Annotated in this window: 18 protein-coding genes; 5 read left to right on the top strand and 13 right to left on the bottom strand. The window is 57.4% G+C overall.

Going from position 1 to position 18,643, the window contains the following annotated elements; translation table 11 throughout:
- Nucleotides 1–181 precede the first annotated feature (181 nt).
- Nucleotides 182–331, top strand: a complete 150-nt coding sequence (locus AC4FIA_RS05785) for a hypothetical protein (RefSeq protein ID WP_490365058.1) — start codon at nt 182–184, stop codon at nt 329–331.
- Here the strand turns inward: AC4FIA_RS05785 and AC4FIA_RS05780 are convergent.
- From AC4FIA_RS05780 to yajC, 10 genes are all read right to left on the bottom strand, one after another.
- On the bottom strand, nt 325–867 hold the full coding sequence (locus tag AC4FIA_RS05780) for a DsbE family thiol:disulfide interchange protein (protein ID WP_490365057.1): 543 nt from the start codon (nt 865–867) through the stop codon (nt 325–327). The genes AC4FIA_RS05785 and AC4FIA_RS05780 overlap by 7 nt on opposite strands.
- Nucleotides 860–1,018: a heme exporter protein CcmD gene (gene ccmD / locus AC4FIA_RS05775; RefSeq protein WP_490365056.1), complete on the bottom strand. Its 159-nt coding sequence runs from the start codon at nt 1,016–1,018 to the stop codon at nt 860–862. The genes AC4FIA_RS05780 and ccmD overlap by 8 nt, the downstream gene beginning before the upstream one ends.
- Nucleotides 1,015–1,761, bottom strand: coding sequence for a heme ABC transporter permease (locus AC4FIA_RS05770; protein WP_490365055.1), 747 nt, complete (start codon nt 1,759–1,761; stop codon nt 1,015–1,017). The genes ccmD and AC4FIA_RS05770 overlap by 4 nt, the downstream gene beginning before the upstream one ends.
- A 70-nt stretch (nt 1,762–1,831) precedes the next feature.
- Nucleotides 1,832–2,488 (bottom strand): heme exporter protein CcmB, encoded by a 657-nt coding sequence (gene ccmB / locus AC4FIA_RS05765; protein ID WP_490365054.1) that lies wholly within the window; start codon nt 2,486–2,488, stop codon nt 1,832–1,834.
- The gene (ccmA, locus tag AC4FIA_RS05760; protein WP_490365053.1) at nt 2,485–3,099 is read right to left on the bottom strand and encodes a heme ABC exporter ATP-binding protein CcmA; all 615 of its coding nucleotides are present in this window, start codon (nt 3,097–3,099) and stop codon (nt 2,485–2,487) included. Before ccmA ends, ccmB begins: the two co-directional genes overlap by 4 nt.
- Nucleotides 3,100–3,162: 63 nt before the next feature.
- Nucleotides 3,163–3,516, bottom strand: a complete 354-nt coding sequence (locus AC4FIA_RS05755) for an Mth938-like domain-containing protein (protein ID WP_490365052.1) — start codon at nt 3,514–3,516, stop codon at nt 3,163–3,165.
- A 1-nt stretch (nt 3,517) separates the two neighbouring features.
- Nucleotides 3,518–4,279 carry a sulfite exporter TauE/SafE family protein gene (locus AC4FIA_RS05750; RefSeq protein WP_490365051.1) on the bottom strand — a complete coding sequence of 254 codons (762 nt, stop codon included), beginning with the start codon at nt 4,277–4,279 and terminating at the stop codon, nt 3,518–3,520.
- Entirely contained in the window at nt 4,272–5,240 is a 969-nt protein-coding gene (secF, locus tag AC4FIA_RS05745; protein WP_490365220.1) for a protein translocase subunit SecF, read from the bottom strand. The genes AC4FIA_RS05750 and secF overlap by 8 nt, the downstream gene beginning before the upstream one ends.
- 15 nt (nt 5,241–5,255) lie before the next feature.
- On the bottom strand, nt 5,256–6,917 hold the full coding sequence (secD, locus tag AC4FIA_RS05740) for a protein translocase subunit SecD (RefSeq protein ID WP_490365050.1): 1,662 nt from the start codon (nt 6,915–6,917) through the stop codon (nt 5,256–5,258).
- A 32-nt stretch (nt 6,918–6,949) separates the two neighbouring features.
- On the bottom strand, nt 6,950–7,237 hold the full coding sequence (gene yajC / locus AC4FIA_RS05735; protein WP_490365049.1) for a preprotein translocase subunit YajC: 288 nt from the start codon (nt 7,235–7,237) through the stop codon (nt 6,950–6,952).
- Between the two features lie 271 nt (nt 7,238–7,508).
- Between yajC and serS the strand changes: the two genes are divergently transcribed.
- Nucleotides 7,509–8,801, top strand: coding sequence for a serine--tRNA ligase (gene serS, locus AC4FIA_RS05730; RefSeq protein WP_490365048.1), 1,293 nt, complete (start codon nt 7,509–7,511; stop codon nt 8,799–8,801).
- Nucleotides 8,798–9,517 (top strand): TspO-related membrane protein, encoded by a 720-nt coding sequence (locus AC4FIA_RS05725; RefSeq protein WP_490365047.1) that lies wholly within the window; start codon nt 8,798–8,800, stop codon nt 9,515–9,517. The genes serS and AC4FIA_RS05725 overlap by 4 nt, the downstream gene beginning before the upstream one ends.
- Nucleotides 9,518–9,616: 99 nt before the next feature.
- On the opposite strand, the gene der is transcribed toward AC4FIA_RS05725, so the two are convergent.
- The 3 genes from der to AC4FIA_RS05710 form a co-directional block, all read right to left on the bottom strand.
- Nucleotides 9,617–11,086 carry a ribosome biogenesis GTPase Der gene (gene der, locus AC4FIA_RS05720; protein WP_490365046.1) on the bottom strand — a complete coding sequence of 490 codons (1,470 nt, stop codon included), beginning with the start codon at nt 11,084–11,086 and terminating at the stop codon, nt 9,617–9,619.
- Nucleotides 11,087–11,182: 96 nt separating this feature from the next.
- A complete protein-coding gene (locus tag AC4FIA_RS05715) occupies nt 11,183–12,502 on the bottom strand; it encodes a PQQ-like beta-propeller repeat protein (RefSeq protein WP_490365045.1) in 1,320 nt (439 codons plus the stop codon).
- 32 nt (nt 12,503–12,534) lie between these two features.
- Nucleotides 12,535–13,194: a hypothetical protein gene (locus tag AC4FIA_RS05710; RefSeq protein WP_490365044.1), complete on the bottom strand. Its 660-nt coding sequence runs from the start codon at nt 13,192–13,194 to the stop codon at nt 12,535–12,537.
- 265 nt (nt 13,195–13,459) lie between these two features.
- Here AC4FIA_RS05710 and AC4FIA_RS05705 point away from each other — a divergent pair, with 265 nt between their 5' ends.
- Together AC4FIA_RS05705 and AC4FIA_RS05700 are read left to right on the top strand one after the other, a co-directional pair.
- The gene (locus tag AC4FIA_RS05705; RefSeq protein WP_490365043.1) at nt 13,460–14,761 is read left to right on the top strand and encodes an efflux RND transporter periplasmic adaptor subunit; all 1,302 of its coding nucleotides are present in this window, start codon (nt 13,460–13,462) and stop codon (nt 14,759–14,761) included.
- The gene (locus AC4FIA_RS05700) at nt 14,758–18,627 is read left to right on the top strand and encodes an efflux RND transporter permease subunit (protein WP_490365042.1); all 3,870 of its coding nucleotides are present in this window, start codon (nt 14,758–14,760) and stop codon (nt 18,625–18,627) included. The genes AC4FIA_RS05705 and AC4FIA_RS05700 overlap by 4 nt, the downstream gene beginning before the upstream one ends.
- The last annotated feature ends 16 nt before the right edge of the window (nt 18,628–18,643 follow it).

Below are 18,643 nucleotides of genomic sequence, written 5' to 3'. Positions count from 1 at the left end.
ACGCGCGGTCCTTTTTATATTATGAGTGCCTATTTCTTCGACGTTTTATCGAAATCGCAATCGTCCCGCAGGCAATTAACTGCTCACCGGCTGATTTTCTGCTGTTCAATAGATCCAACAGCTTCACATCCGGAAAAAACTACCCAAATGGTACCGGTAACAAAACGGGATGAAGACAGGCATGAAACTTTTGACGGTTCTACAAGGTGTCGCATTACTGCTGTTGGCAGTGGGTGCTGCGCTGGCCAGTGATATCCGGCCAGAGCCTTTGAACCCGTTGTGCACACATCACGTCGATGCCGTGTGCGAGTCTCAGACCACCGTCTACTGAGCGGCCAGTTCCGCTTCAAGCGTGGACAAGAACCGCGTCTCGAAATCTGTCCCGACCAGTGGACCCGTGAAACGCAGGACCACCTTCCCTTCACCGTCTACGATGAACGTCTCTGGCGGCGCTGTGACGCCCCAATCAATCGCTGTACGACCACGCGGGTCATAGGCCACTGCGATAAACGGGTTTTCACTGTCTTGCAGGTAGGACGACGCAGGCTCGGCCTGATCCTTGAAATTCACACCGATAATCCGCACGCCTTGTTCCTGCATCTCAAGCAGCTTGGGATGTTCGGCACGGCAAGGTGGGCACCAGCTGGCCCAGAAGTTAACCAGCGTCACCTCGCCAGATTTCAGCATGTCTTCGGTCACGGCATCATAGCCCGGAAGCGCCTCGGACGTAATCGCGGGTGCGATCTGACCTTCGCGAGTCGAGGGCAGTCCCTGAGGGTCTTCGCGCTGCATGCCGAAGTAGGCCAGCCCTGCAAACCCCGCAAAAATAAGCGGCGGCAAAAACATCAACAAGCGGCCATTAGCCATTGTAATTGCTCCGATTTTCAATCCGATCAAGTTCCGCCTTCACCTTGCGAGCACGCATCAGGCTCAGAAGAACCAGAACGGCCAGCAAGACCAAGGATACAGCGTAGGACGACAGAACAGCGCCTGCGTATTTACCAAGTTCGGGCATCATGCTGCACGCTCCTTCGTCAACAGCGCTTTGATCCGGCGCGACCGAATTTCTGTACGGGTGCGCAACAGAACCAAAGCCAAAAACAACAGAAAGAACCCTGCCATGCTGACGAACAGCGGTATGGCAAAGACATTGCTGACCCGTTCCTCGGTGTCACCGGCAATAGCGCCAGCACGCATGACAGACGCGCCTTGATGCAGGCCCTGGTTCCAGAAGTTGACCGCGTAGCGCGACAGAACAGCAAAAACCGATCCCACCAGACACAGGATCGATGTCAGGTCTGCAGCGGTATCGCTGTCTTCAATCGCTTCCCACAGGGCGATGTAGCCAAGGTAGAACAAGAACAGGATCAGGAACGACGTCAGGCGCGGGTCCCACGCCCACCACGTCCCCCACATGGGCTGGCCCCAGATCGCGCCGGTTGCCAGCGCGATTATGGTCATCACGGCGCCCACGGGCCCTGCGGCGCGGGCCGCCAAAGCAGACACATGGTGACGGCGCACGATCCAAACCAAAGAAGCCACCAGCATCATCAGCCACGCGTTGATCGCCATCAAAGCGGCTGGCACATGCAGATAGATGATTTTAACCGTAGATCCCTGGCGGAAGTCATCAGGTGTAAAGAAGAAGCCCCAAACCAAACCGATTGTCAGCGTCACGATCGACAAGATCGCGAGCGGTGGTAAGAGCTTATCGGTCAAGCGTAAGAACTTGACCGGATTGGCGTATTCCCAGATCGACATAGGCGTCTCATATTCCCTGTATCGGGTGGTTACAAATCACATCCACGCGGGTTTTGTCCACGAAAACGGCTCATCTCAGGTTCATCCGCAGCACTGCTGCTGCCGCAAAGGGCAAAAAGGCCAAGGCACCAAGGCTGATACCGGCCAGCAGCATCAAAGGCGTTTCGACAGCCAAGCCCTCAGCCCCACGGCGCGCGACCTCGGCCCCGAAGATCAAGGTCGGGACGTACAAGGGCAGAACCAGCAAGGACAGCAGTAATCCGCCACGCTTTATCCCGACAGTCAAAGCAGCCCCGAAGGTGCCAATGACTGACAGCGCCGGTGTGCCCAGCAACAACGACACGAACACCCAGAAAAAGCCCTGCTGAGGCAGGCTAAGCAGGATGCCGAGCATTGGCGCGGCGACGACCAAGGGCAATGCTGATGTCAGCCAATGGGCCACCGCCTTAACCAGAACAGCACCTTCCAATGGCACCGGTGCTGTCGCCAGAAGATCGAGACTGCCGTCTTCGAAATCCAGCGCAAAGATACGATCCAGAGACAGCAAGCACGCCAGAAGCGCGCCTATCCACAGGATACCCGGGGCGATTTTCGACAGAAGCTCGGTCTCCGGCCCAACCCCGAACGGAACCAGCACTGTAACGATGAGAAAGAACGATAGACCAAGGCCAAAGCCGCCACCTGCACGCACGGCCAGACGAAGATCACGGATCAGCAGCGCAATCACAGGAACGCCTCGTCTGACTGGCTGAGTTTGGGGGCCGTAACCTTGAACTGCGACAGCTCCAGAACTTCTGCTTCAGGAATGCCCAGATCAATATGGGTCGCCATCAAGGCCGCACCGCCGGATGCCAGATGCCTGCGCACCGCATCGGCAAACAACGCGACCGAAGCTGTGTCCAGAGATACCGTAGGTTCATCCAAAACCCACAGCTTGCGTCCGGTTACCATTAAACGTGCCAGGCCCAAGCGGCGCTTTTGCCCCGCGCTCAGGTTACCTGCTAGACGGTCCCGCAGTTGGATAAGGTCGAACCCTTCCAAAGCCGGTTCAATATCTGTCGTGCCAAAGATAGCCGCCCAGAACCGCAGGTTTTCCGTGACGGTCAACGTCGCCTTCAAACCGTCAGCATGGCCTGCGTAAGCGATGTTTTCCTCACCCTCGACCGAACCTTCCTCAACCGGTTGCAACCCCGACACCGTGCGCAACAAGGTCGTTTTCCCCAACCCGTTCGGGCCGCGGATGATCAACGCCTGCCCCTCTGACAACGTGAATGACACGTTTTCCAGCAAGGTCACGCCACCCCGAGATACGCTAAGATTGTTGGCCGTCAGGATCATGCGCCAAGGCTTACCCGTGCAATGCGCAAAGCGAAAGCAGCATATGGATGTTGCGCCCCTTTATCACACCGCGACGGCAGCCAGCGCGACGCGGCGACCTTCGGACAAAAGCACATTGTACGTTCTGCAGGCAGACGGCGAATTCATGGTTTCAACACCAATGCCTGCCTGTTCAAGCGCGGTGCGAACGGCCGCGGGCAGATGGCGGATTTCCTGCCCTGTGCCCACAAACAAAACGTCGATCTGGCCCGCCAACGGCAACAGGGTTTCAACATCATCCAAGCCGCCCCACGTGGCCACTCCGGTATGTGAAAGCAACAGGTTGCCCTCTTGGACCTTGCCTGCGACACGGAAAAAGCCTGGGCCGTAACCATCGACCGGCTTTGCGTCGGTGTAGGTAATTTCGTTCAACCGCATTCTAGAAACCCCCGATGTCTACTGGCAGACCCACGATCACTGCCAACAGAATAACCACATAGGCCACCCATCGGTAAAGTCGCTCATGCATGGGGTTGAATATCTTGCCCCCAATTTGGGTGCCTATTGCATAGGGCACCCATAAGATCGCGCCAAGATATAGCGCCTCGGCGGTCAAAAGACCGTTCAGCCAGTAAATCGGTGGCACAAGAAAGCTTGTCGTCGTCAGAAATACCAGCGTGTTCGCCCGTGCCTGCGCCGCGCCTGACTGTCCGGAAAGCTGAAAGAGAATCATGATGGGGCCCATCAGGCCCGTCGCCCCACCCAACAGCCCTGTCGCCGCACCGATAGCCGCGCGCACACCGTTGGTAGGCGTGACGGAATAGCGCCAGCCTGAAACAAGCGCCACGAGCGTCAGAAAGGTCGCAATCACCACGCCCCAACGCAACGCGATGGGATCGCCCGCTTTCAGAAAAATCAGTCCAATGGGAACTGTGATCAGGGACGCGCCAATCAGAATGGACACTGCCGTTTTGTCGACCTGCCTTACCGCCGCCGGAAAGACCGAGACGACCGAGGCCAATGCACCGATATTAAAGGCAACAATCGCTGTTTCCAGCGGCATAAGAATCGCGGCGATCGGCAGAAAGATCAGCGCTGATCCAAAGCCCGCAAATCCGTAGACCACACCTGCGCCCCCCATAAGGGCCACAAGCAAGGTAAGATCCAGCGGCGATAACGCCGCTGGCATCCAATCAAGCATCGATACCCGAGAACTGCGTGCCCGCGTTTCCGTCGGTCTTTGTCCAGTCACGCTTGACGCCAAGGACATTCAGAAGCGCAGAGGCCACAAAAATCGACGAATATGTACCGACGAAAATGCCCCAGATCATCGCAAAGATGAAACCACGGATCACGTCCCCGCCCAGAACGAACATCGCAATAAGCGCGATCAGCGTTGTGACCGAGGTCATCAAGGTCCGGCTGAGTGTCTGGTTGATCGACATATTCAGGACCTCTTTCAGGTCCAGCTTCTTGTACTTGATCAGGTTTTCACGAACGCGGTCAAACACGACCACAGTATCGTTCAGCGAATAGCCCACGATGGTCAGAAGCGCCGCAATGATGGCCAGATCAAACCGGATTTGCAGTTCCGAAAAGACGCCAATCGTCAGCACCACGTCGTGAACCAGCGCAAGAACCGCGCCCAAAGCGAACTGCCATTCAAAGCGCAGCCAGATATAAATCAAAACCGCCGCAATCGCCGCAACCACAGCAAGCGACGCTGTTTTGATCAACTCGCCCGACACTTTCGGCCCAACGCTTTCGACCGAGGTGAACTTGATATCCGGCGCCACGGTTTGCAGCGCGGTCAGCATACTGGCGATAACGTCGCTTTGTACGGCTTCCTGATCTTCCTGCGCCTCGATCCGGATCATGGCGACATGCTGGTCTTCCCGGAAGGACGGATCGAAAACCTCGGAAATGACAACATCCCCAAGTTCCAGTTCTGCCAGCGCAGTACGGTACTGACCGACATCAATGTCTTGCGTGCTTTCTGTCCGGACGGTTGTACCGCCGCGGAAGTCGATCCCGAAGTTCAGGCCCTGAAGCATGAACGACCCGAAAGCGATCACGATCATACAGATCGAAATCCCCAACCAGATTTTGGATTTGGAAAAGAAGTCCCAGTTCGTGTCTTCAGGAACAAGCTTGATACGCATCATGTGTTTGATCCTCTATACGACGATGGTTTTGGGACGCTTGCGTTCGAACCACATGGTTACGAACAAGCGTGTCACGTAGATGGCGGTGAACACGGATGTGATGATGCCAAAGCCCAAGGTGATCGCAAAACCACGCACAGGGCCCGACCCCATTACAAACAGGATGATCGCCGTGATGATCGTTGTGATGTTCGCATCCACAATCGCCGACAGCGCCTTTTCGTACCCGAGTTCAATGGCACGCGCAGGGCCTTTGGCGGTTTTCAGTTCTTCACGGATACGTTCGAAAATCAGCACGTTCGCGTCGACGGCCATACCGACTGTCAGAACGATACCTGCAATACCCGGCAGCGTCAGAGTAGCGCCGATCAGGCTGAGCAGTCCAAACAGCATCGCGATGTTCAGGATCAGCGCGATGTTGGCGAAGAAACCGAACAGACCATAGCTGAAAAACATAAAGGCCAGAACGGCGACACCTGCCACCATACAGGCGACTTTACCTGCATCAATGCTGTCTTGCCCCAGTTCCGGGCCAATGGTCCGTTCCTCAAGAAAGTCCAGACCTACCGGCAGCGCACCTGCACGCAGCAGAACGGCCAGCTTGGTGCTTTCTTCGACATTGAAGTTACCGGTAATAATGCCGGAACCACCCGCGATGTGCGCCTGAATGACAGGCGCGCTGATCACTTCGTTATCCAGAACAATGGCAAAGGGTTCACCGATGTTTTCAGCAGTGTAATCGCCGAATTTACGGGCACCCGATGTGTTAAAGCGGAAGTTGACCGCAGGACGCCCGTTCTGGTCAAAGCTCGGCTGTGCATCAACCAGTTCCTCGCCCGTCACAACTGGCGCCTTCTCGACAACGTAAAAGCCATCGCCTTCATCCAGAGACGGCAGGACTTCATTGCCAACGCCCGCGTCAGCCTCGGCGTTTGCGGCGCGGCGAACCACCGGTTGGAAGGTCAGTTGCGCGGTGGTGCCGATGATTTCTTTCAGCTCTGCCGCAGACCCAATGCCCGGCACCTGAATAAGAATGCGGTCAGATCCCTGACGCTGAATCGTCGGTTCGCGTGTGCCGACCTCATCAATCCGGCGACGGATGATTTCCAGCGTCTGGCTAAGTGTACGATCATCTGTCGCGCGCTGTTCAGCCTCGGACAGACGGACGACCAGATCGTCATCTTCACCCGTTACAACGATATCGGTTTCACCAGCTGCAGCAACGGACACAACAGGCGCAGCCAGTTTGCGAACCTCGGCCAAAGCGGTGGCCATTCCTTCCGGCTGAGAGATTTTGACCCGCAGCTCAGCAGGATCGCCCTGCTGAAGTCGGATCGTACCGATTTCGGAGCGAAGCGGACGCAGCGCATCGCGAACTTCGGGCCACAGGGCCTCCATCCGCGACGCGTATGCGTCTTCAACACGCACTTCTGTCAGAAGGTGCGCACCGCCGCGCAGGTCCAGACCAAGGTTGATCAGACCCGACGGAAGGTAAGACGGCCAGCTTTCAGCAGCGGCAAGACGTTCTTCCGTCTCGCCCTGCCGTTCGATGGCAGTGACGGCATCATTGTGCTGTTCGACACGGGTGTAAAACGCGTTGGGTAGTGACAGGATCACCCCGAGGGCAAGAACGCTCCAGATCAGGACGCGTTTCCATGTATCGATTTGCAACATAAATGCCGCCTTTTTATTGGATCAGGGTAAGATCAGCTATCTGCCGGCTCTGTCTTGGACATGACCTGAGAAATTGTGGACTGAACAACGCGAACTTTTACGCCTTCTGCCAGTTCAACTTCGATCTCGTTAGCTTCTTTCACTTTGACCACTTTACCGATCAGACCACCCTGCGTGACAACGACGTCACCACGGCGCAGGCCCTCGACCATTTTCTGATGTTCTTTCATCTTTTTCTGCTGCGGACGGATCAGCAAAAAATACATAATCGCAAAGATCAGAATAAGGGGGACGAATTGCGCGAATGCGTTGCCTTCCATGGGGCGACTCCTTTGGTTGGTCAGAGGCGGCCGCCTCAATTTTGCGGGGAACCTATGGGCTGCGTTAGCGCTTTGCAAGGTCGCCTGACCCCTGTTCTGCTTGGTTGGCGCGCTTTCCCGCATACGGCGAACCAACTTATATCGCGGTTTCCGGATGCGGGCCTCTGTTGCAGGACTGAAACCATCAAATTCCCGCCTGCTGAAACCGCTTCTATTCCTGATGGATTCGGGGCATACCGCGCCGCATCAACCATGTCAGAGGAGCAAGACTATGCATGACATCCGTGCCATCCGCGAAAACCCCGCTGCGTTCGACGCTGCGTTGTCTCGTCGTGGGAATGCCGCTGTCTCCTCTGAAATCATCGCGATCGACGAAGAGCGCCGCGCAGCGATCCACGCCGCCGAAACCGCGCAAGCCGATCAGAACCGCGCGTCCAAGGAAATCGGCAAGGCCAAAGCCAGCGGTGACGAGGCTGAATTCGAACGCCTGCGCGCGCTAGTTGCCGCCAAAAAGGCCGAAGTGGCCGAAATGCAGGCCAACGCCAAGGCGCTCGATGAAAAGCTGAACGATCTGCTGATGGGCATCCCCAACCTGCCCTACGACGAAGTCCCCGAGGGTGCAGACGAAGACGACAACGTCGAGATGCACACATGGGGTACGCCACGTAGCTTTGATTTCGCACCCAAAGAACACTTTGAAATCACAGGCGTAAAGCCGGGAATGGATTTCGAAACCGCCGCCAAACTGTCCGGTTCGCGTTTTGTCGTGCTGTCGGGTGGCGTCGCCCGCGTACACCGCGCATTGGCCCAGTTCATGCTGGACACGCATATCGAAGAAAACGGTCTGTCCGAGACATGGACACCTGTCCTCGTGCTCGACGAGATGATGTACGGCACAGGACAGTTGCCCAAGTTCGGTGAAGACAGCTATCAGACCCGCGAAGGTTGGTGGCTGGTGCCCACGGCCGAGGTCACGCTGACCAACATCGTCAACGGCGTGACGATCGAAGAAGACTACCTGCCCCGCCGCTACGTGGCCCACACCCAATGTTTCCGCTCTGAGGCGGGCAGCGCGGGTCGCGACACATCCGGTATGCTGCGCCAACACCAGTTCGAAAAGGTCGAGATGGTGTCGGTCACGCATCCGAACAAAAGCCGCGAAGAACTGGACCGCATGACGCGCTGCGCCGAGGGTATTCTGGAAAAGCTGGGCCTGCCCTACCGAACCGTCGTTCTGTGCACAGGCGACATGGGCTTTGGCGCGCGCCGTACCCACGACATCGAGGTTTGGCTGCCCGGTCAGGACAAATACCGCGAAATCAGTTCGGTCTCGGTCTGTGGCGATTTTCAGGCGCGCCGCATGAACGCGCGCTTTAAACCCTCTGCCGGTGGCAAGCCTGAATTTGTCCATACGCTGAACGGTTCCGGCCTTGCGGTCGGTCGCTGCCTGATCGCGGTTCTGGAAAACGGCCAACAAGAAGATGGATCCGTTTTGCTTCCTGAAGCGTTGCATCCTTGGTTGCGTGGCAAAACACACCTGACACCCGAGGGGCATCTTGAATGATCAAACAGGACTTTCCGAAAGTACTCTGGGCTTTTGTGGCGGCATTAGCGGCGCTCGCCTTTGCGGCGTCGCCCTTTCTGTCAGATGGCTTTAACGGGTTCTCACCGGATCAGTTTCCTGTCCCGCAAGACAATCCGCCGGTCCAACCGGCGGGCTATGCGTTTTCCATCTGGGGGTTGATTTACCTCTGGCTGATCATCGGAACCGGTTTCGGCCTGTTCCGTCGCGCAACAGACGAAGACTGGGCGCCTGCCCGTCCGTGGCTGGCCGCAAGTCTTGTCATTGGCACCGCGTGGATCCCTGCTGCCAATCTGTCGGTCCCTGTCGCCACTGTGATGATCTGGCTGATGCTGGGCACAGCGGTCATGGCGTTATACAAACTGGGGGATGAAGACCGCTGGCTACAACTGTCGCCCGTCGCCATCTACGCGGGCTGGCTGACAGCGGCATCCTGCGTTTCCGTAGGCCTCATGCTGGCAGGCTACGGCATTCTGAACGGCACGCTGGCGGCACTGGTCTCTTTGGCTCTCGCCCTGACCATCGCGCTTTTCATCCAATTTTCACTGCACCGAGCGCCCGAGTATGGCCTCGCTGTGATCTGGGCGCTGGTCGGTATCATCGTGTCCAACAGCCAGCCATTGAACATCGCCGTTTCCGGCCTGTGCGTCATTGGAATTCTTGCGATTCTCGCAGTGCGTGGCACCGACACCGAATAGCAGCATTTTCTGTCCCGAAATACCTTGGGAGTGAATTGTGCCAAAGGCACAAGAGAGGGCAAAGCCCTCTAACCTATGCCGTTCAATTTGTTCGCGTAATCAGGGCTTCTTCTTACCCAAATGCTTGGTCAAGGCACCGGCGTTCGTCTTGCGACGGCCCTTGTACGGGTTCTTGTCCGACTGGCCTCGCATGGTCAGGCGAATGGGCGTGCCCGGCATGTCAAAGTCGGTACGCAAGCCATTGATAAGATAACGCGAATAGCTATCCGGCAACTTGTCCGGATGGGAACACATCACCACAAAATGCGGAGGACGCGTTTTCACTTGCGTCATGTAGCGCAGCTTGATCCGCTTGCCTTGCGGCGCGGGCGGCGGGTGGGATGAAATCATCCCTTCCAGCCAGCGGTTCAAACGCGCTGTCGAAATACGTGCGTTCCATGTTCTGTACGCACGCATTACCGCCTCATGGAGGCGGTCCATTCCGCGGCCGGTCCGAGCAGAGACCGTCACCAGAGGTGCACCGCGCAGCTGCGGCAGAAGGCGCTCGAACGCTTCCTTCAATGCCTTCAGCTTTTCATTTTTCTCGTCTTCCAAATCCCACTTGTTGACCGCCACGACAACCGCGCGGCCTTCCCGTTCGGCCAGATCCGCAATCCGCAAATCCTGCTGTTCAAAGGGGATGGCTGCGTCCAGCAGAACGACAACAACTTCGGCGAACTTGACGGCACGCAGACCGTCAGAGACCGACAGCTTTTCCAGCTTTTCCTGAACCTTCGCGCGTTTGCGCATACCGGCAGTATCAAAGATGCGGGTTGGAACGCCCTTCCAATCCAAATTCAGCGAAATCGCGTCGCGCGTGATCCCGGCCTCAGGACCGGTCAGCAGGCGGTCTTCACCCAACAACTGGTTGATAAGTGTGGATTTACCCGCGTTCGGACGTCCGACGACGGCCACCTGCAGCGGCTTTTTTGCCGTAGGCATGGGGATGTTGTCTTCGTCCTCAAAGTCATCGTCGTCGAGTTCGACGGAAACCTCGGGGCTTTCTTCCTCTGCTTCCGCTGCGCTTTCTTCATAGGCTTCGGCCAGAGGCAGCAAAGCGGAATAAAGTTCGTTCAGGCCTTCGCCGTGTTCCGCAGACAGCGGGATCGGTTCGCCCAGACCAAGGTTCCATGCTTCAAGCACCCCGCCCTCAGCCGCGCGGCCTTCGGCCTTGTTCGCAGCCAGCAAAACGTGATCGGCACGCTTGCGCAGGATTTCGGCAAAAACTTCGTCGGTCGGGGTGATGCCCGTGCGGGCATCCACCATGAACAGGCAGATATCGGCCATATCCACCGCGCGTTCGGTCAGCTTGCGCATCCGGCCTTGCAGGGATTCATCCGTCGCTTCTTCCAGACCGGCGGTGTCGATCACGGTAAAGCGCAGATCCACCAGTTTGCCGGCACCTTCACGCAAGTCACGTGTGACACCGGGCTGGTCATCCACCAACGCCAGCTTTTTGCCGACAAGTCGGTTGAACAATGTGGACTTTCCGACATTGGGCCGTCCAACGATGGCGAGTGTGAATGACATTTCGGTTCCGTAGCTTGATCAAGGCGCAGCGTTTACGTCGTTGCCGGAACCATGTCCAGCCCAATCACATGGGCTGGCCGTTCAGGTTGCAGGCAATCAACGATACGCGAAAAGTGTGCCCTTCTTCGACACAACATAAAGCGTGCCGTTGACGACGATGGGCGATGTGGTTGCGCCGCCCGGAATGTCGACTTGCGAAGTCAATGCGCCGTCTTCGGGGTTGAACATGCGGATCGCACCATCCGAGGATGCAACGATCAACTGACCACCGGCCAGGATCGGGCCGTAGTTCACGTAAGACCGATCGCGGCGTTTGTGCGGACGTGCCGAAGGCACCCAACCGGGCAGCTCGACCGACCAGATCTGTTCGCCCGTCTCTGCGTCGACACGCTTGAGTTCATTCAGGTCTGACACAAAGTACACAGATCCGCCCGCAACCCATGGCTGGTGCAGCGCACCTTCGGCAAGAGTCCATTTGCGATCGCCCGAAAACAGGTCGAAACCTGCCATGCTGCCAGAGTGGTTGCCGGCATAAAGACTGCCGTTGGCGATTACAGGATCACCCGTGATGTCGCCAACCGTGTTCACCGCGCGGCCTTTGCGCTGGCCTGCAATTTCGCTGGACCATAAGGACAAGCCGCCTTGACGGAAGGTCGTCTGGATTTGACCGTTGCCAAAGCCGAACACGACGCGGTCACCTTCCAGCGCAGGCGCCGGAGAACCGGCCACGTTGTTGATATCGGCCACAGTTTCGATCTGCCAACGAACACGACCGCTGTCTGTTTCAATCGCCCAGCCGATGTTATCGCCCGACGTCAGATACACCAGACCGCCAGAAATCGTCGGCGCGCCAGTGGCAACCGTATCCAGATCCTGTGTCCAGACAACAGACCCTGTCGCAGCCTCCAGTGCAGTCAGCTGACCCAGACCTGACGTCGCATACAGTACACCATCGGCAACACCTAGACCGCCACCCTGAACGCTGGCAGCGCTGTCGCGCGGCGTTTCAAGCTGATGGGTCCAGACCGCGGCACCAGAGGTATCGGTCGCTGTGATGCGCAGATCAGAGGACATCGTGTAAATACGCGCACCATCCGATACCGGCGTCGTATTCAAACGCTTGCGGCGTTTGTCACCATCACCGATGGACGTGGACCAAACCTGCTGCAGCGGCAGTTGCAGAGCGGCATGGGTGGTGCGTGCGAAGGGACTGACAGGGCTTTGCGCCCATTGGCCGTTGGATACCGCAGCAGGCAGATTGGCCGCCAAAGCGCGGTTTTCCGTATCAGCAGCGGCAGCTGTGTCGCCCGCGCGCAGTGCCAAACGCTCGCCCGGCAGGATCGGATCGCTCTGCGAGCATGCCGAAAGCAGGCCAAGCCCGAAAACTGCAACGGATATCTTAAGTCCTGTTGTCATAGTTGCCCCGCTCCCGTTTCTTTTTTGTCGCATTAACTTCCAGCGACCAACGAACCGCCCAACGACACAATCAACTGTGTCGCACGACGGCGCAAGCCCTGCGTGGCCTCATCATCAACAAGAATTGCCTGAAGGCGCGCAATCGCGGCTTCGGTTTCGCCTGCTTCAATCTCGATCAGGGCGATTTGTTCTTCAGACAGCAAACGCAGCGGATGGCCCGGCTGTGTCATGGCCACAAAACCGGCACGGCGGTCTTCCGCGGACAGATTGCTGTCGTTCTTGCTTAGAGCTTTGAAGGTCGCGATTTGGCGATAGATCTCGGGGGCGTCAGTGTTTGCGCCGACTTGCGCCATGGTATCTGCAGCCGCCGCTTCCTGATCTGATGCGGCCTGTTCAGCGCCCAACAACATCGCCCGCACAGACTCGGCGGCGCCAGTCGGTGCATCAATCTCGGACAACGCGGCGATGCGATCTTCGGGTGTTTCTGATTCCAAAGCTGCAACCAGCGCATTGCCAAAGGCCTGTGCCGCTGCCGTTTCCTGAGCTTTCTGATATTCGCGCCATGCCGCGCCGCCAACGATCAAAGCAACCGCCAGCACGCCAATCCAGCCGTATTTGCGCAGTGAAGCGTACATCTGGTCGCGACGCACTTCTTCGGTCACTTCATCAATGAAACTATCAGGATTGCTCACACCGAACCTCGTGCCGAAAGAATTGTTGTCCCCTCTTACCTGCTGAGAAAACACAAGCCAAGAGCAGCGAAGGGGTTGAAACTTTTCTCTCCGATTTAAATATCGCTTTCAAAGTGAATTTGAACTGATTAGTTTACATTGCAAGTGCAGCATGACACAGATTGGTTCGACCGAGTTTTCGGGACCGAAATTGAACCGGCCCTAAAATTTTCTTGTTTTCATGCAAAGACCGCCGTGACCGGCCAAGACGACAGGACCTGACTGAATGCGAATTGTTCCGTTGATAACAGCGATTGTGGTCGCTCTGATTTTGTATGGCGTTGTTCTGAAACGGGACGAAGTCATGGCATTTGCAACCGGCACAGCCCCGGCAGAGCAAACAGAACAGGGCACCGAGGGCGATACGCCGGTCGAGACAGCCGAGGCTGAGGCCGAGAAACCGGCTACCGAAACCAAGGTGCGCGTCATGGCGCTGAAAAGCACGGCGCAGTTGGTCGATACGCAGATCATCCTGCGCGGCGAAACAGAAGCCATGCGCGAAGTGGACGTGATGGCGGAAACCGCAGGCAAGGTTATTTCGGAACCACTGCGGAAAGGTGCTTTCGTTCAGGAAGGCGAACTGCTCTGCAAACTGGATCCAGGCACGCGCCAGACATCGCTTGCCGAAGCCGAAGCTGCCTACGCCAACGCACTGGCGGGCGTTCCAGAGGCACAGGCCCGTGTACCCGAGGCCGAGGCGCGCTTGGCAGAAGCCAATGCAGCGCTGAGCGAAGCCAAGATCAACGAAACAGCCGCAAGCCGCCTAAGCGAAGGTGGCTTTGCATCGGAAACCCGCGTTGCGGCGGCCACAGCCCAGTTGCGAAGCAGCGAAGCGGCAGTTGTGTCGGCGCAGGCAGGTGTCGAAGCGGCCAAGGCCGGACTGGAAAGCGCCCAAGCGGCCATTCAAGCCGCCGAGGCAGGCGTGGCCCGTGCCAAGGATGACATCGCCAAGCTGGACATCAAAGCACCATTCGCGGGCCTTCTGGAAACCGACACAGCCGAGCTCGGGGCGCTTCTGACTGCTGGCGGCCACTGCGCGTCGATCCTGCAGTTGGACCCGATCAAACTGGTGGGCTTTGTGCCGGAAACGCAAGTTGGCAAGATTGCCGTGGGCTCTCCGGCCGGCGCGCGTTTCACCGACGGGTCGACCATCACAGGTCGCGTGTCCTTTGTTTCGCGTCGCGCTGACGCCCTGACACGTACGTTCCGTGTCGAAATCAATGTACCGAACACAGCCCTGCAGATCAGCGCAGGCCAAACCGTTGAAATCGGCATCCAGGCCGAAGGCGCGCCTGCGCATCTGGTTCCTCAGTCTGCGCTGACCCTAAACGATCAGGGCGACATTGGCGTGCGTACAGTCTCGGACGATATGACCGCGCAATTCATGGGCGTCACAATCCTGCGCGACACTCAGGAAGGCATGCTGGTTGCGGACCTACCCGAGACAGTGAACATCATCACGGTCGGTCAGGAATTTGTCACAGACGGCGTGCCTGTCATTCCATCCTATGAGGACGTTCTCCAATGACCGGTATCGTAGATTGGGCCGCCTCTCGGGCGCGGATGGTCATAGCCTTTATCATCCTGTCGATTGCCGTCGGGGCGTATTGCTACGTGTCGTTGCCGAAAGAAGGCGAGCCGGATATCGAAATTCCGGCTCTTTTCGTATCCGTCCCCTTCCCCGGCATTTCTGCGACAGACTCAGAGACCCTGCTCGTCAAGCCGATGGAGACCGAGCTTTCGGACCTTGATGGGCTGAAAACCATGTCGTCCACCGCTGCCGAAGGCTATGCCGGTGTCGCGCTGGAATTCGAATTCGGTTGGGACAAGACCAAGGTCATGGCCGACGTCCGTGACGCGATGAACAATGCAGAAGCCAAGTTTCCGGACGGGGCCGAGCAGTATTCGATCAACGAGATCAACTTTTCGCTGTTCCCGATTGTCATCGTCAACCTGACCGGCCCTGTGCCGGAACGGACGATGGTGCAAATTGCCAAAAATCTTCAGGACAAAATCGAAGGTCTGGATGCGGTGCTAGAGGCAGGGATTGCTGGCAACCGCGATGAAATGCTTGAAGTCATTATCGATCCGCTGCGCCTGGAATCCTACAATGTGACCGCAGGCGAACTGATCGACGTTGTTCAAAACAACAACCAGCTGATTGCTGCGGGCGAAGTTGAAACCGAAACCGGCGCGTTCTCGGTCAAGATTCCGTCGTCCTTTGATGATGCGCAGGACGTCTATAACCTGCCCGTCAAAACCAACGGCGACCGCGTGATCACCCTTGGTGATCTGGCGCGGATCAACCTGACATTCGTCGACCGCACCTCGACTGCGCGTTTCAACGGTGAAACGTCTGTGGCGCTTCAGGTGGTCAAGCGTAAGGGTTTCAACCTGATTGACACCAGCGCCGAGGTGCGCCGCGTGGTGGAAGAGGCCCGCGCTGAATGGCCGGACGAGCTTAAGGCCGTGGTCTCACTGGGCACTTCAAACGATCAAAGCCGTACCGTGGCCTCGATGGTCAGCCAGCTTGAAGGGTCGGTCCTTACAGCCATTGCGCTTGTGATGATCGTTGTTCTGGCATCGCTGGGCACGCGTCCTGCACTGCTGGTCGGTTTCGCTATTCCGACATCTTTCCTGCTTTGCTTCGTGCTCTTGGCCCTCATGGGCATCACCATTTCGAACATTGTAATGTTCGGCCTGATCCTTGCGGTCGGGATGCTGGTAGATGGCGCGATCGTCGTTGTTGAATATGCCGACAAACGCATATCAGAGGGCTCCGGCCCGATGTCGGCCTATGTCGAGGCCGCGAAACGGATGTTCTGGCCGGTGGTCAGTTCGACAGCAACAACGCTCTGCGCTTTCTTGCCAATGCTGTTTTGGCCGGGTGTTCCGGGCGAATTTATGGGCATGCTGCCAGTCACTTTGATTTTCGTTCTGTCTGCATCGCTGATCGTTGCCCTGATTTATTTGCCTGTCATGGGCGGTGTTTCGGGCCGCTTTTCGCGCACATTGAACAACGCGACAGAAGCCTTGCGCGCCTCGACGCCTTGGGCTGTTCGCGCGGCTTTGGTTCCTGTCGTTCTGTTCGGCATGTTCGTTGGCGCGATGATGTTGCTGAACCCTGCGTATCTTTTTGAACCAATCGGCACCGGCTTTATGGCCTACATGCCGGGCGTGATTGTTTTCCTGATCTTCGCCTCACTGACCTCGATCGTCATGGATGCAGCAGCGATCCATCGCAAGAAAGACCGCGTAGATGCAGGGTACCGCCGCACGATGTTCGGGCGCTTCATGTCGTTCATCGTCGGCAACCCGATCATGCCTCTTGTGACAATTGCCGCCGTGGTGATGTTCGTCATGTCGACCTTCAGCTACTTTGGCGAAAACAACAACGGCACCGAATTCTTTGTCGAAACCGAGCCCGAACAGGCGCTGGTTTACGTCATGGCGCGTGGCAACCTGAGCCTTGCTGAAAAAGACGCGCTGGTGCGGCGTGCGGAACAGGTGGTTCTCAACCATCCGGGCGTACAGACGGCCTTTTCCTTTGCGGGCGACGGTGGCCTGTCGTCCAACACAGGTGGTGCGCAACCGCCCAAAGACACCATCGGTCAGATCCAGTTCGAAACCATTCCATGGGAAGAACGCCCCGACGCACGCGAGATCTGGAAGCCGCTGCCCTTCCTCGACTTCGGTTTTGAGATCGACGTGAAGAACCCCGCGCTTGACGGCGACACGGTGATTTCCGAACTGACGGAAGAACTGTCGACCATCCCCGGCATCCGCACCGAAATCCTGAACCTTGCGATGGGTCCGGCGTCGGCCAAGCCTGTTCACCTGCGGGTCAAAGGTGACAACTGGGATGACCTGATCACAGCAACGGAACTGACCCGTGCCCAGTTCGAAGAAACCGCTGGTCTGCGCCTGATCGAAGACACGCTACCCCTGCCCGGCATCGATTGGCAGATTGACGTGGATGTTGAAAAGGCCGGTCGCTATGGCGCCAACGTGGCTGCCGTCGGCGCGATGGTTCAGCTTGTGACCCGCGGCATTCTGCTGGACACGATGCGCGTTGATACATCGGATGAAGAAATCGACATCCGCGTGCGCCTGCCGGAAAAAGACCGCCTGTTGTCGACGCTGGATTCCCTTAAGGTCCGCACGAACGAAGGCCTTGTGCCACTGTCGAACTTTATTACGCGTGAACCGGTCGCCAAGCTGGCCGAAATCAGCCGCGTTGATCAGAAACGCTATTTCGACGTGAAAGCCGACGTGACAGCCGACCTGTTCAAAATCCGCGCGAATGCGGATGGCGCGATCCTTGGCTACGCTCTGGCGGACGAAGATGGCGCGCTGCAGATCGGTGAGAAGAGCTATTCCTACACCTTTGACACGATGGATCGTGACACCGAGTTCTGGCGTGGCCAGTACGATGCGCTGATCACAACCGCCGAAGAGAACGGTGTCGCTGCTTCGGGCATTCCAAGCTTTGCCGAGTTCGAAACCCGTGTCGCTGATTTCACGGCCACCCTGCCGGACAGCTTTAAACTGGCGGCAGTGCCGGTGAATCCGAACGAACGGATCGAGGTGCTGACAGAATGGCTCGATACCAAGCCGTTCCCCGCTGGCATCGAATGGGAATGGACCGGCGACCAAGAAGACCAAGAGGAAAGCGCCGCCTTCCTCAGCAGCGCCTTCACAGCCGCTTTGGGCCTGATGTTCATCATCCTGCTCGCGCAGTTCAACTCTTTCTACAACTCGGTTCTGGTTCTGCTGGCTGTGATCCTGTCTACCGCAGGCGTTCTGATCGGCATGCTTCTGATGGGTCAGACGTTCTCGATCATCATGACCGGCACCGGCATCGTAGCGCTTGCGGGGATCGTGGTGAACAACAACATCGTTCTGATCGACACCTATCAGGAATACGAGGTCCACATGCCTCGGATCGAGGCGATCATCCGCACTGCTGAATCGCGCATTCGTCCTGTTTTGCTGACCACGATCACAACGATGGCAGGCCTTGCGCCGATGATGTTCGGCCTAAGCCTTGATTTCTTCGGCGGCAGCTATGCGCTGAACAGCCCCACATCACTCTGGTGGAAACAACTGGCGACGGCAGTGGTCTTCGGCCTTGGCATTGCGACCGTTCTGACGCTTGTCTTTACGCCGTCGATGCTGGCGCTGCGGGTCTGGACAGTCAAATACGCGCAATGGCTGGGCCGTTTGCTGGCACGTCTATCCTTTGGTCGCGGCAGCGAAATCGCACGGGATTGGGCAATGCGACGTGAATCCCGCCACGTCGAGGTGCCGACAATCCTGTGGGAAGACGGGGGCGAGACGTCTTCGACACCTGACAAGCCGAAATCGGGAATGCCGCTAAGGGCCGCCGAATAAGCGGCCCAGGAAACCT

This window comes from Thalassococcus sp. (assembly GCF_982780845.1).
The sequence above is the reverse complement of the archived record's forward strand: the minus strand, read 5'-3'. Positions and strand labels throughout refer to the sequence as shown.